General features: G+C 72.5%; 15 protein-coding genes. 8 read left to right on the plus strand and 7 right to left on the minus strand.

Going from position 1 to position 12,958, the window contains the following annotated elements:
* The first annotated feature begins 69 nt into the window (after positions 1–69).
* Positions 70–534, plus strand: a complete 465-nt coding sequence (locus FV227_RS04965; RefSeq protein WP_147728761.1) for a hypothetical protein — start codon at positions 70–72, stop codon at positions 532–534.
* A gap of 76 nt (positions 535–610) precedes the next feature.
* Here the strand turns inward: FV227_RS04965 and FV227_RS04970 are convergent, their stop codons facing one another.
* Positions 611–1,858, minus strand: a complete 1,248-nt coding sequence (locus FV227_RS04970) for a deoxyguanosinetriphosphate triphosphohydrolase (RefSeq protein WP_243937517.1) — start codon at positions 1,856–1,858, stop codon at positions 611–613.
* Between the two features lie 163 nt (positions 1,859–2,021).
* On the opposite strand from FV227_RS04970, the gene FV227_RS04975 reads away from it, so the two are divergent.
* Together FV227_RS04975 and FV227_RS04980 are read left to right on the plus strand one after the other, a co-directional pair.
* Positions 2,022–2,348, plus strand: coding sequence for an iron-sulfur cluster assembly accessory protein (locus FV227_RS04975; protein WP_147728759.1), 327 nt, complete (start codon positions 2,022–2,024; stop codon positions 2,346–2,348).
* A gap of 201 nt (positions 2,349–2,549) precedes the next feature.
* The gene (locus FV227_RS04980; protein WP_147858435.1) at positions 2,550–4,439 is read left to right on the plus strand and encodes a hypothetical protein; all 1,890 of its coding nucleotides are present in this window, start codon (positions 2,550–2,552) and stop codon (positions 4,437–4,439) included.
* Positions 4,440–4,465: 26 nt separating this feature from the next.
* On the opposite strand, the gene FV227_RS04985 is transcribed toward FV227_RS04980, so the two are convergent.
* Genes FV227_RS04985 through FV227_RS04995 form a run of 3 tightly spaced genes read right to left on the minus strand, consistent with a single transcriptional unit; the run spans position 4,466 to position 6,973 of the window.
* Positions 4,466–5,230 carry an ATP-binding cassette domain-containing protein gene (locus tag FV227_RS04985; protein WP_147727943.1) on the minus strand — a complete coding sequence of 255 codons (765 nt, stop codon included), beginning with the start codon at positions 5,228–5,230 and terminating at the stop codon, positions 4,466–4,468.
* Position 5,231: 1 nt separating this feature from the next.
* Positions 5,232–5,942, minus strand: coding sequence for an ABC transporter permease subunit (locus tag FV227_RS04990; RefSeq protein WP_147727945.1), 711 nt, complete (start codon positions 5,940–5,942; stop codon positions 5,232–5,234).
* Between the two features lie 50 nt (positions 5,943–5,992).
* Positions 5,993–6,973, minus strand: coding sequence for an ABC transporter substrate-binding protein (locus FV227_RS04995; protein ID WP_147727942.1), 981 nt, complete (start codon positions 6,971–6,973; stop codon positions 5,993–5,995).
* 196 nt (positions 6,974–7,169) lie between these two features.
* On the opposite strand from FV227_RS04995, the gene FV227_RS05000 reads away from it, so the two are divergent.
* Entirely contained in the window at positions 7,170–7,547 is a 378-nt protein-coding gene (locus tag FV227_RS05000) for a 4a-hydroxytetrahydrobiopterin dehydratase (RefSeq protein WP_147727941.1), read from the plus strand.
* 119 nt (positions 7,548–7,666) lie between these two features.
* On the plus strand, positions 7,667–7,918 hold the full coding sequence (locus FV227_RS05005; protein ID WP_147727940.1) for an RAG2 PHD domain containing protein: 252 nt from the start codon (positions 7,667–7,669) through the stop codon (positions 7,916–7,918).
* A 12-nt stretch (positions 7,919–7,930) separates the two neighbouring features.
* On the opposite strand, the gene FV227_RS05010 is transcribed toward FV227_RS05005, so the two are convergent.
* The 3 genes from FV227_RS05010 to FV227_RS05020 all read right to left on the minus strand — a co-directional run bounded on the left by FV227_RS05010 (position 7,931) and on the right by FV227_RS05020 (position 9,712).
* Positions 7,931–8,152 carry a hypothetical protein gene (locus FV227_RS05010; RefSeq protein WP_147858436.1) on the minus strand — a complete coding sequence of 74 codons (222 nt, stop codon included), beginning with the start codon at positions 8,150–8,152 and terminating at the stop codon, positions 7,931–7,933.
* A gap of 109 nt (positions 8,153–8,261) precedes the next feature.
* A complete protein-coding gene (locus tag FV227_RS05015; RefSeq protein ID WP_147727938.1) occupies positions 8,262–9,107 on the minus strand; it encodes a metallophosphoesterase in 846 nt (281 codons plus the stop codon).
* Positions 9,104–9,712: a cation transporter gene (locus FV227_RS05020; protein ID WP_147727937.1), complete on the minus strand. Its 609-nt coding sequence runs from the start codon at positions 9,710–9,712 to the stop codon at positions 9,104–9,106. Before FV227_RS05020 ends, FV227_RS05015 begins: the two co-directional genes overlap by 4 nt.
* 163 nt (positions 9,713–9,875) lie before the next feature.
* Here FV227_RS05020 and croR point away from each other — a divergent pair, with 163 nt between their 5' ends.
* The 3 genes from croR to crtI all read left to right on the plus strand — a co-directional run bounded on the left by croR (position 9,876) and on the right by crtI (position 12,903).
* Positions 9,876–10,352: a 3-hydroxybutyryl-CoA dehydratase gene (gene croR, locus FV227_RS05025; RefSeq protein ID WP_147727936.1), complete on the plus strand. Its 477-nt coding sequence runs from the start codon at positions 9,876–9,878 to the stop codon at positions 10,350–10,352.
* Between the two features lie 30 nt (positions 10,353–10,382).
* Positions 10,383–11,240, plus strand: coding sequence for an RNA methyltransferase (locus FV227_RS05030; RefSeq protein ID WP_147858437.1), 858 nt, complete (start codon positions 10,383–10,385; stop codon positions 11,238–11,240).
* 85 nt (positions 11,241–11,325) lie between these two features.
* A complete protein-coding gene (crtI, locus tag FV227_RS05035) occupies positions 11,326–12,903 on the plus strand; it encodes a phytoene desaturase family protein (RefSeq protein ID WP_147729199.1) in 1,578 nt (525 codons plus the stop codon).
* Positions 12,904–12,958 lie beyond the last annotated feature (55 nt).

The following is a 12,958-nucleotide window of genomic DNA, read 5'->3' on the forward strand; positions in this document are numbered from 1 at the left end:
CCTACCATCGAGGCCGTTGCGCCTGGCGATCCTGCCGAAGCGCCCCTCGGTTTCGGTGGAGACGACGTGATGAAGGCCCTCATCCTGGCGGGAACGGCCCTCGGTGCCGCCCTGATCCTGCTTCCCGCCGGCGCGGAAGCGCGCCCGTACGGCGGCGGCTACGGCGCGCATGGCGGTTTCCGCAGCGCCGGCTTCGTCGGAGCGCGCGGCGGCTACGGCGGATACCGCGGCGGTCTTGCCGGATACCGGGGCGGTTACGGCGGCTACCGCGGCGGCTATGGCCGGGGGATCGGCTACGGCCTCGCCGGCGCTGGGATCGGATTGGGTGTCGGGCTCGCCGCCGGCGCGCTGGCCGGCGGCTACGGCGGGTACGATTACGGCAGCAGCTACGGCTACGGCGGCGGATATGGCTACGGCGGTGGTTACGGCTACGGCGGCTACGCGCCCGCCTACGGCGGCGGGTATGGCGGCTATGGCGGTTATGCGCCCGCATCCTACGGCTACGGCAGCGGCTGCACCTGCGCGGGCTACTGATCGGGCCGGGTGACGAACGCGACGGCGGGCGCTTGGCGGCTCCTCCGTCGCGTCCGCCCCGGTGCGGCGCCCTGCCCTACGGCTCGGTCAGGGGCAATCCGCGGCTCGGCGGGCTCCAGTGGAGGTCGGGCGTCGACGCGTAGAGCCGCCGGTGGGCGAGCACCGCGTAGGTGTCGGTCATGCCGGCGATGTAGTCGGCGATGCGCCGGGCGATGCGGCCGGCCGGTGCGCCGGACAAGCCCTCGCTCCATTCCACCGGCATCCGCGTCGGATCGGCCGAGAACGCCGAGAACAGGTCCGCGACGATGGCGTTCGCCTTCGCCCGCACCGCCATCACCTCCGGATGGCGGTACATCCGCGCGTAGAGGAAGCGCTTGATGTCGGCGTCGGCGGCCGCGATCTCCTCCGAGAACGCGATCACCGGAGCCTGCGCCCTACGGATCGCGGCGACGTCGCGCGGTGCGAGCACGTCCAGGCGGCGCCGGCTTTCCGCGATCACGTCCTCGACGAAGCGCGTGATCACCCGCCGGGCGAGCTCGTGGATGGTGCGCGACACCTCCAGCCCGGGATGCAGGGCGGCGATCTCGTCGAGCAATCCGCGCAGGAACGGCACCGCTTCAAGGTCGGCGAGATCGAACAATCCGGCGCGCAGGCCGTCGTCGAGGTCGTGGCTGTCGTAGGCGATGTCGTCGGCGAGCGCCGCCGCCTGCGCCTCCGGCCCGGCATGGTGCGCCAGTTCCAGGGGGTGCAGCGCGTCGTATTCGAGGATCGCCGCCGCGATGCCCGTGCGCGCGTAGCGCGGGGTCGGGCGACCGTCCGGCTCGAGCAGCGGGCCGTTGTGCTTGACCAGGCCCTCCAGCGTCTCCCAGGCGAGGTTCAGCCCGTCGAAGCCGGCGTAGCGCCGCTCCAGCCGGGTCACGATGCGCAGCGCCTGCGCGTTGTGGTCGAAGCCGCCATGCTCGGCCATGCAGGCATCGAGCGCGTCCTCGCCGGTATGGCCGAAGCAGGTGTGGCCGAGGTCGTGACTGAGCGCGAGCGCCTCGGCCAGGTCCTCGTCGAGGCCCAGTGCGCGGGCGAGCGCCCGGGCGATCTGGCTGACCTCGAGGGTATGGGTCAGCCGGGTGCGGTAATGGTCGCCCTCGTGATGCACGAAGACCTGGGTCTTGTGCTTCAGCCGTCGGAAGGCGGTCGAGTGCACCACCCGGTCGCGGTCGCGCTGGAAATCGCTCCGCGTCGGCGAGGCCGGCTCGGGGATCAGCCGTCCGCGGGTCGCGCCCGGGTCGGTGGCGTAGGCCGCGCGCCAGCGCTCACCGTTGGCGCGCACGCGGCCTCCCGCCCGGTTCGTGATGTGCTGCCGGCATGGTTCCCTCGCAGTTCGACGCGGCACGCGTTGCGGCGCGCCGTCGTACCCCATATCTTGGATCGATCACGCGCCGGGCAATCGCCCGCCGCGCCCGGACCCGACAACAGCGCCGATGGCTCTCCCGATGGCCGAGATCACCCTGACCCCCCGCGCCGCCAAGCGCATCAACGAGATCATGGGTGCCGAGCCCCCGGGCGCGCTGCTTCGCGTCAGCGTGAACGGCGGCGGCTGCTCCGGCTTCTCCTACGCCTTCGACATCACCCGCGACCAGGAGGCGCAGGACGTCACGATCGAGCGCGACGGCGCCACCGTGGTCGTCGACCCGGTGTCGCTCGAGTACATGGCCGGATCCACGATCGATTTCGTGAACGACCTGATCGGGCAGTCCTTCAAGATCGAGAACCCGCAGGCGACCTCGTCCTGCGGCTGCGGCACCTCGTTCTCGCTCTGATCTTTCGAGGGGCGCGGCGCTGTCCCGTGCGGCCCCGAGGGTGGTGTCGGGGCTGGTTGCAGTCGCCGGCATCGTGGTGCCGGAACGACAGGCGCCGACAAGCGTGAGTCGCGACGTGGCGCACCGATTGCCTCGCGCGGCGAAATGCGGGACGACAGCGCCGTCTCCTCGGATAGAACATTCGTCAGCGGTCCGCACACGATGATCAGTCACCGAACGGTCCGCGCCAGCCTGATCCGGGCGGCCCGCCTCTGCCTCTGTGCCGGTCTCGTCCTCGGCGTCGGGACGACGGGCCGGCCTGCGGCGGCGCAGGAGGCGGCCTCGGCGGTCCAGGACGTCGTGCTGGTCGACGTCGCGTTGCCGCTCGGCGACACGGTGTTCAAGGCGGCGCGGATCACGGTCAGCGGCACGCGTCTCTCGCGCGACGACCTGACGGCGATCCTCAAGGCGGATTCGCCCGAGCCCTGGGCGCCCCGCCTCGCACGCCTGGAGGCGGCGAGCATCTCGATCCCGGTCCTCGTCTCCGAACATCCCGGCCCGGGCGGATCGCTGCAGACCGTGACCTATCGCGAGGTCGCGGCGCGCGACGTGCGCGCCGGCCGCATCGCCGAGCTGACCATGGCCGGCGCCGGGGTCTCCGTCACCGGCGCGCACCCGGGGTCGGGCACCTACGGCCGCATCGTCGCCAGCGATCTCGACCTCGCCGCGCTCGTCCGGCTCTCGTCGGAATCCGGCGACGGCAAGGGGCCGGTCCAGCGGATCTACGCCGCGATCCAGGCCTCGGACGTGACCTACACGGAAGCCTCGGGCGTCACGATTCGGATCGCCGGGCTCGAGGGCCGCGATTTCGGCGGACGCCAGGTCCCCGGCGGCTGGAACGGCGCGATGGCCGGGCTCGCCCGCGGGCTCGAGGCCGTCGACCCGGAGATGACGGCGGCCGAGCGCGGCAAGCTCGCGGGAACCGCCACCGACCTGGCCGACGCCGTCGCGTTCGGCAGCCTCGAGCTGCGCGGCCTCGCCATCAGCCGGACCGGCGCCGGCGAGCCGATGCTGGTCGAGGTCGGGCGCCTGGCTCACGGCGGCACCGGCGCCGAGAGCGGCACGACCCTGGAGGCGATCGCGTTCGCGCAGGGCGGCCTCAAGGCCCGGCTCGCGCGTGTGGCGCTCACCGGCGTCTCCCTCGCCCCGACCATCGCGACCCTGCGCCGCCTCGCCAACCCGGACACCGCCGTCACCGACGAGGAGCTGCGCCGCCTCACCCCCGCGGTCGGCGGCCTGGCGCTGCAGGACCTGAGCCTCGACATGCCGGGCGCCCCGGCCCCGGTCGGCAAGGAGCCCGGCCGGACCGCATCCAGGCCTCCGGCCACCGCTAAGTCCGGCGATCCCCTCGCCACGCCCGCCGCCCCCGGTGCGGCACCGGTCCACCTCGCCCTGCGCAGCGGCGCCCTGACCTTCGGGCCGCTGCGCGACGGGGTGCCGACCGCGAGCCGCCTCGATCTTTCGGGCCTGACGTTCCCCGCGGCGATGGTCGCCGGCATGCCGGTGCTCGGCGCCCTGCCGGATTACGGCTATGCCGATCTCGACCTCAACCTCGTGGTCGATTCCGCCTGGGACGAGGCCAAGCGCGAGGTCGCGGTGCGCGAGATGACGCTGTCAGGCCGCGACATCGGCTCGCTGCGGCTCGCCGGGACGATCGGCGGCCTCGGGCCGGAGCTGTTCGCCTCGCACATCCCGGCGGCGAGCCTGCTGATGCTGACGGCGACCGCCAAGGCCCTCGACCTGACGATCCAGAATACCGGCCTGTTCGAGCGCTTCCTCGCGGCCCAGGCGAAGGCCCTCAGCCTGAAGCCGGAGGAGCTGCGCCAGGAATACGTGGCGGCAACCCAGTTCGGCGTGCCGGCGATGCTCGGGAACTCGCCCGCCGCCCGGGCGATCGGCGCGGCGCTGGGCCAGTTCGTGACGAAGCCCGGCCGCCTGACGATGACCGCGAAGGCGAAGAACGCCGCCGGCCTCGGCTTCGCCGATTTCGGCCTGGCCCGCACGCCGGGTGCGGTGCTCGACAAGCTCGACGTCGACGCCAAGGTGGAGTGAGGCCGGCCCTTCCGCTCGAAGGAACGCTATTCCGCGATGACGCCGGGGAAGCGCTGCGCCAGGTCCTGTCGCGTCGCATCTGCCCAGGCGCGGTCCCGCTGCGGCCGCGGCCGGTCGAGCGGGATGGTGGCGACGAGGCTCGCCGGGCGCGGGGAGAGCAGCAGCAGCCGGTCGGCGACGGCGATCGCCTCGGCGACGTTGTGGGTCACCATCAGCACGCTCATGCCGAGCCGGTCGACGGTGTCGACCACGAGGCCGCGGAGCGAGGCGGCGGCCGCGTCGTCGAGCGACACGAACGGCTCGTCGAGCACCAGGAGCCGCGGGTCGTTGGCGAGCGCGCGGGCCAGCGCCACGCGGCGCTGCATCCCCAACGACAGCGCGCCCGGATAGCGGCCGCGCCAGGGGGCGAGCCCGAGATGGGCGAACAGCCCGTCGAGGTCGCGCCCGCGCTGCGGCCGCGGCATCGCGAGGCGCACGTTCTGCTCCACCGTCCGCCACGGCAGCAGGCGCGGCTCCTGGAAGACCATGCCCGGCCCGGTCTCCGAGGCGCGCGGATCCGGCACGATGGAGCCGTCGTAATCGGCGTCGAGCCCGAGCAGGATCCGCAGCGTCGTGGTCTTGCCGGCCCCCGAGGGCCCGATCAGGCAGGCGATCTCGCCCGGCCGGATCGCGAAGGCGAGGTCGCGCACCGCCTCCACCGGCTCGGCCGAGGCCGGATGGTAGACCTTTCGCGCGATCTCGACCGTGAGGACCGCGTCGGAACCCGACATCTCGTCGACGGCGGCGGACATCTTATCGCCAGCGGCGGACATGCGCTTCGAGCCGCTGCAGGAGGAGGATGTCGATGGCGATCATCACGCTCATGAACACGATGCTGTAGCCGAGGATCGCGGCGACGTCGGTGCTCTGGACGAAGTAGTAGTTGATCGCGAAGCCGACGCCGTTGGGGCGGCCGAGCAGCTCGATCACCAGCACGATCTTCCAGGCCAGCGACAGGCCGGAGCGCGCCGCGGCCACCACGTAGGGCTGCAGCTGGGGCACCAGCACGTGGGCGACCCAGGAGCGCCGGTCGAACCGGTAGGTCCGCGCCATCTCCTCAAGGCCCGGGTCGAGGTCGCGCGCGCCCTCCCGCAGGATGACCGCGACGTTGGGCAGCTTGTTCAGCACCACGGCCAGGATCGCGGCCGACTCGTTCAAGCCGACCCAGACGTAGGCCAGCACCGTGATCACCAGGGCGGGCGTGTTCAGCATCGCCAGCAGCGGCGTGTCGAGCAGGGTGTTCAGGCGCTTCGAGCGGCCGAGCGCGACGCCGAGCAGCACGCCGAGCACCATCGCGAGCACGAACGAGACGCCGACCCGCGCCAGCGTGATCCCGACATTGGTCCACAGGTCGCCGCGCGCCGATTCCCGGCCGATGAAGGCCGCCACGGTGAGCGGCGTCGGCAGCATCCGCGAGCCCGCGGCTTGTGCCGCAGCCTGCCACGCGGCGAGCAGCACCAGCATCGAGCCGAGACGGGTGAGGATGGCGCGGCGGTTCGAGGCGCTTGCGCGGATCAACCGGTCTTCCCGTCGTAGTACAGGCCCGGCGGCAGGCCGGTGCCGGTGCCGACGAGGCGTTCGCCCCCGAGCCTCGACATCACCGAGAACAGCCGCTCGCCGTCGCTGCGCTCCTCGGCCAGCGGGCGGCGCGGGATGCCGGCGAGGTATTCCCGCTTCAGGGCCTCGAAGATGGCGTCGTCGTCGGCGGCCATCAGCGGGCGCACAATCTCCCAGGCGGAGGGGTCGGCCGCGAGCATGTCCTTGGCCGCGCGCACCGCGCGCACGAACCCGGCCATCGCCTCGGGCTTCTCGGCGACGGTCTGCGCCTCGAACAGGTATCCGATCAGCGCGAACGCGCCCTTCGCGCCGAGCGCGCGCATCATGTCGTCGGCGCCGATCAGCCGGCGGAAGCCCTTGGCCTCGAGGCGTGCGCAGTAGGTCCAGTAGGTGAGCGCGGCATCGAGCGACCCCTGCTCGAGCTTCAAAGCGATCAGGGGCGGTGCGCCGTAGGCGATCTCGGTCTTGGCCTCGATGTCGAAGCCGGCCGCGTCCTGCGCCTGGGCCTTGAGCAGCAGCCAGTTCTTGTCGAGCGGCCCGCCGCCGACGCCGAGGCGCTTGCCTTCGAGATCCTTGAGGGTCTTCACCGGGCTCGCGGCGGGCACCATCACGGCGCCCTCGGAGGTCGAGGCCGGCACGTAGCGCATCGCCCGGCCCTCGTTGCCGAGGCGGGCCGCCCAGAGCAGGTCCCCGACGATCACGTCGACCTGGCCGCCCATGAACGCGATCCGTGCCGCGTCGTTGCCGGCGAGCTTGACGAGGTCGAGGGTGAAGCCGTTGGCGGCGTCGAGCCCGCGCGCCTTGATCACCGCGGCTTCCCACGCGACCGTGCCGAACGGCAGGCTGCCGAGGCGCACGCTCGGGGCCGCCAGCGCCGGATGCGACAGCACCGGCAGGCCGGCGAGCGCGGCGGCGAGCAATCCGCGCCGTGACAGCATGGCGCCTTCTCCCTGGAGGTCTTGCCGGCCGGTTCGGCCTTGGGGCCGCCCCGGCCGGAGCGGTGAGGCTCCGACGCCGAGGGTGCCGTTGCCGAAAGGTCATAGGGCGCAGCACGCGGCCCGTCCACAACCGCCTTGCGCGGGAGCGGTGGCCGGGGCAGGCTCGAAGGGGACAACCGACATCGGAAGAGAGATCATGGCCGAGCCACGCGAAGGCGCCCTGGACGACGAGACCATCGCCGCTCGGATCGCCGCCGAGATCCCGGCCTGGCGCTACGAGGACGGGTGGATTCGCCGCACCTACAAGACCGCGAGCTGGAAGAGCACGCTGATGGTGATCAACACCATCGGCCACCTCGCCGAGGCCGCGTGGCACCACCCCGACCTGACCGCTTCCTACGCCTGGGTCGAGGTGCGGCTGATGAACCATGCCGCCAAGGGCATCACCGACAAGGACTTCGCGCTGGCGCGCAAGATCGAGGAGGTCGTCTCCTGGCAGCCGGGCCTCGAGGGCCAGGGCCTGGAAGGGACGCCGACGGACGCACGCTTCGCCTACGTCAAGTACGAGAAGTAGGCCGATCCTCACGACACGCTCATGGCATCGCGCGGCGGAGACGCTCGATTCCTTACGTGGGCGGCTCGATCTTGGCGGTGCGGTTCCGGCAAGGGGCCGCGCCAGCCCCGCGTGAGACCATGCCGAACCTTCGATCCGCCCTCGCCGCCGTCGCCGGCCGCCCGCCCGCCATCCCGGACGCGCCCGCTCTCAGCTTCACCATCGGGCAGGATGCCGGCGGCTGCTGGGTCGCGCTGGAGAGCCACGGGATCGCCGGCGGCCTGTTCCGCAACCGCGACGACGCGCTCCATTACGCCGGGGGCGAGATCCGGAACGGGCGCGGCGAGATCCGCTTCGCCACCGGCCCCATCGCCTTCAAGGCCGGATGCTGAGGCGCCCCGCGGTCACTGCGGGCTCTTCACCCGGCGGCACTCGGTCTTGAGGTAGGAGGTCTTGCCGATCTCGTCGCGCAGGTCCGTGCGGGCGATGATCTCCTGCCAGCCGTTGGTGCAGCCGAGCTCGTTCGCGACGCGGACCTTGCGCACCTCCAGGGCCTTGTTGTCGGTGCAGGCTTCCTGCGCGATCGCGTTGGCGCAGACGAGGACGACGGCGAGGAAGGTGTTCACGGCAAGGGCTCTCCCGCGGGAAGGACGTGGCAGCCCTACGCACGAGCCGTGCAGGAGGTTTCGCGCCGGGCGGCGCGGCGGCGTCGCCTTGCGTCGACCGGGCCGAGCTTCACGCCACGGCGACGACGCGGTCGGCCGCGTAGGTCGCGCCCTCGACCGGGTTCGCCACCCATCGGCAGCGCCCGATCGCCATGTCGTGCCCGGCATGAAAATGGCCGGACACCCACAGGACGGGCCGCGCGGCGTCTTCGAGGTCGTCGAGCACCGTGGTCGCGTAGAAGGCCGGCACCCACCACGGCACCCCCGGCGCATCGCGGAAGGCGTCGGCCGCACGCGGGCTCGGGGGATGGTGCGTCACCGCCACCGTCGGCCCGTCGAACGGCTGCGCCAGGGCCGCCAGCAGCCGGCGGCGCTCGGAGGCGTGGGCCGCCATCGCGTCGGCGGGAAGCCAGGCGGTGCCGTCGGCCTTGCGGATCGAGCCGCGGTACTCTCGCGAACCGGTGATCGGGTCGGTCATCCGCTCGGCCGCGTAGCTCACCGGGTCGGCCGGCCGGTCGGGCGCGTCCGCCGCGAGCCAGCGCCCGGCCAGGGACCAGTCGCTCCACAGGGTCGCGCCGACGAAGCGGACCCCATCGAGGACGCACGTGGCGCCGTGCTGCAGCAGGTGGATCCGGGCACCGGCGCCATTCAGGCGCTCGACCTCCCCTGTCAGTGCGGCGAGGAGCTTGGGGGCGGTTCGCGCGTCGCCGGTCGGCGCATAGTGCTCGTGGTTGCCCGGCACGAGCACCACCGGTCGGCCGCCGGCCAGCGCCAGCACGGCGGCGAGCCCGCGCTCGGGGTGGCCCTCGTACAGATCGCCGGCGCAGACCATCACGTCGAACGCCCCGCTCGGTGCGGCGATGAGATCGAGGCGGCGGCGCTCGAGATGGAGGTCGGAGATCGGGAAGATCCTCACGGGGGCGGTCCTGCTTCCTGGGCGGCGCGGCGCTCGGCGGAGGCCGCGCGAAGGATGTCGCTGGCCGAGTCCGCGTTGAGGATGGCGATCCCGGCCGCGGCGATCAGGTCGGGCCAGGGCGAGGGCTGCAGCGCGGTGGCGAGCCCGGCCGCGATGATCGCCAGGTTGGCGTAGGCGTCGTTGCGGGCCGACAGCCAGGCCGCCCGCGTCAGGCTGCCGGCGCCGTCGCGATGGCGCGACAGCATCAGGGCGCAGGTCAGGTTGACGGCGAGCGCGCCGAGGCCGGTGAGCGTCAGAGGAAGCGGCGCCGGCGCGCTCAGGTCCGAGACCTTCTCGTAGGCCGCGTAGGCGGTCGCGAGGGCCGGCACCATCAGGATGCCGGCCATCAGCGTGCCGAGGCGGGCGCGGTTGACCGCGCTCCAGCCGAGGCCGGCGAAGATCAGCAGGTTGATCGCCGCGTCCTCGAGGAAGTCGAGGCTGTCGGCGATCAACGCCACCGAGCCGATCGCCAGGGCGACCGCGATCTCGATGCCGAAGTAGCCGAGGTTCAGCCCCGCGACGCGCGCGACGACGGGGCGGAGCGGGGGGGAGGCGGTGGAGTCCACGCGGGCGACGGTGTCCGTTGACGGGCCGGGCCGCCTCTTCGCCCACCGCGCGCGGGCTGTCGACCCGGCCTCGGCGTTTCGCCCGGCTGGATTCGGCGCCCGACCTGTGCGAGGCGGGGCCGCGGCCGGACCGAATCCGTGCGGCCGGAACGAGGAGTCTCAGATGTTGCCCGAATTGCGCGTTCTCTACTTCGAGGACCTCGAAGTCGGGCTCTCGGAGACCCTGTCGAAGACGATCGCCTCCTCCGACGTGATCGGCTTCGCCGAGATCACCGGCGACCGCAACCCGATCCACCTGTCCGAGCACTTCGCGGCGCGCACGCCCTTCGGCACCCGCATCGCCCACGGCCTCTACACCGCCGGGCTGATCTCAGCGGTGCTCGGCACCCGCCTCCCCGGCCCCGGCGCGGTCTACATCAGCCAGACCCTGAACTTCCGCGCGCCCGTGCGCATCGGCGACACCGTCGACGTGACCGTCGAGGTAGCCGAGCTCGTGCCCGAGCGGCGCCGCGCGCGCCTCAAGTGCACCTGCTCGGTGGCCGGCGAGGTCGTGCTCGACGGCGAGGCCCTGGTGAAGGTGCCGACCAAGGCCGAGGCCGACCCGCTGGCGATCCGCATGGGCGGCCGTCCGCCGGCGTGAGCGGAGCCGGACCCTAGGGCCGCCGACCGCATGTCCGCCGACGCGCGGTCCGTGCAGCCGATCCCGATCACCGATCCGGCCGATCCGCGCCTCGCCCCCTATGCGGCGATGCGCGAGCGCGACCTCGTCGGGCGGGCCGGTCGCTTCATCGTCGAAGGCGAGGTCACGCTGCGGCTGATGCTGTCGCCGCAGGCCCGCTTCCGCACCGAATCGATCCTGTTGCTGCCCGAGCGCGTCGCCGGCCTCGCGGCCGCGATCGAGGCCGGCCCCGGCACGCCGCCAGTCTTCGTCGCCGACCGCGCGGTGATGAGCGCGGTGGCCGGGTTCCCGATCCATCGCGGCGTGCTCGCCGTCGGCATTCGCGGCGACGGCGTGCGTGCGGACGCGGTCGTCCCGCCGGCGCCCGCCCCGGCGCTGGTCGTCGGCCTGGCCGGCTTGACCAACCACGACAACGTCGGCGGCCTGTTCCGCAACGCCGCGGCCTTCGGTGCCGATGCGGTGCTGCTCGACGCCGGCACCTGCGATCCGCTCTACCGCAAGGCGATCCGCGTCTCGGCCGGCGCCGCCCTGACCGTGCCCTTCGCGCGCTTGGATCCCGGCGCCGACTGGCTCGCGACCGCCCGCGCCCTCGCCCTCGAGCCGCTGGCGCTCAGCCCGTCCGGGCGAGAGGACGTCGCCGACCTGACGGCGCCGGCCCGCACGCTGCTGCTGCTCGGCACGGAAGGCCCCGGGTTGCCGGCCGACGTGCTGGCGCGGATGCGCGGCCTGCGCATCGCGATGGCGGCGGGCTTCGACTCGCTCAACGTCGCCACCGCCGGCGCGATCGCCCTGCATCGCCTCTCCGGCGGGGGGCGCGATGCGCGCGACAATGCGCACCCATTGCCTTGACCCCGCGGCGAGCTAGCTTGACAGCAGGTGGACCGGGCGGGAGCCGGTCGTCCGCCGGGTGGTTCTGGTCTGGGAGTCGGGCGCGTTGCTTCAGTCACGGGAGGGCCTGCGGACATTGTCCGGGCGCCGGGTCGTCGTCGTCGGTGCCGGGCCGGGCGGCCTCGCCACGGCCCTGCTGCTGGCGCGCGCCGGCCTTCAGGTCACGCTGATCGAGAAGGACCAGCAGGTCGGCGGCCGCACCAAGACGGTCGAGGCCCCCGGCGGCTACAAGTTCGACATCGGCCCGACCTTCTTCCTCTATCCACAGATCCTGGCCGACATCTTCGACAGTTGCGGCGAGCGGCTGGAGGATCACGTCAAGCTCGAGCGGCTCGATCCGCAGTACCACCTCGTGTTCGAGGCCGGCGGCGAGATCCGCGCCACCGGCGACATGGACCGCCTCGAAGCCGAGATCGCCCGCATCGCGCCCGACGACGCCAAGAACGTCAAGCAGTTCTTCGCCGACAACCGGGTCAAGCTGAAGTTCTTCAAGCCGGTGCTGGAGCAGGCGTTCCACACCCTCCGCAGCATGGCGAGCCCGGGGATGCTGCGGGCGCTGCCCCACCTGCATCCCGGCCGCAGCGTCGACCGCGACCTGCAGCGCTACTTCAAGGATCCGCGGGTCCGCCTCGCCTTCGCGTTCCAGACCAAGTACCTCGGCATGTCGCCGTTCCGCTGCCCGAGCCTGTTCACGATCCTGTCGTTCCTCGAATACGAGCACGGGGTCTACCACCCGGTCGGCGGGTGCGGCGCGATCTCGGAGGCGATGGCCGGCCTCTGCCGACGCATGGGCGTCGACATCCGGCTCGGGACCTCGGTCGAGCGCGTCACCTTCGACGGCAAGCGCGCCGACGGCGTGATCGTGGACGGAGAGCGGATCGCCGCGGACGCGGTGGTGATCAACGGCGACTTCGCGCAGGTGATCCAGGATCTCGTCCCCGAAGTGCACCGCCCGCGCTGGCGCGACCGGAAGATCGAGAAGGCGCGCCTCTCGTGCTCGACCTTCATGATGTACCTCGGCATCGAGGGTAAGATGCCCGAGACCCTTGGGCACCACACCATCCTCCTGGCCGAGGACTACGCGCGCAACATCCGCGAGATCACCGACGGCATCCTGCCGATGCAGCCCTCGGTCTACGTGCAGCATGCCGGCTACACCGACGGCGGCATGGCGCCCCCCGGCCATACCGCCCTCTACGTCCTCGTGCCGGTGCCGAACCTGAAGGCGGGGATCGACTGGCCCGCCACCCGTGCGACCTATCGGGCCCTGGTGCTGGAACGCCTGAAGCTCCTCGGTCTCGACGACATCGAGAGCCGCATCCGCTTCGAGCGGATCGTCGACCCGGTCGAGTGGCGGGACGAGTTCGCGGTCTACGAGGGCGCCACCTTCAACCTCGCCCACGACCTGATGCAGATGCTGTACTTCCGCCCGCACAACCGCTTCGGGCCGGGGCTCTACCTCGTCGGCGGCGGCACGCATCCGGGTTCGGGCCTGCCGGTGATCTACGAGGGCGCGCGCATCTCCGCCCGCCTGCTCATCGAGGAGCTGGCCGGCGCCCGCGTCGCCGAGACCTCCGGCGTGCCCGAGACCGCGGCGCTCGCCACCGGCGGCGAGACCTCGTGAGCGTCGCTGGGCCCCGCACGCTCCGTACGCCGACTCCCATTCCGCATTCCGGCCG

Origin of the sequence: Methylobacterium sp. WL119 (genome assembly GCF_008039875.1) — a bacterium.
Classification (GTDB): domain Bacteria; phylum Pseudomonadota; class Alphaproteobacteria; order Rhizobiales; family Beijerinckiaceae; genus Methylobacterium.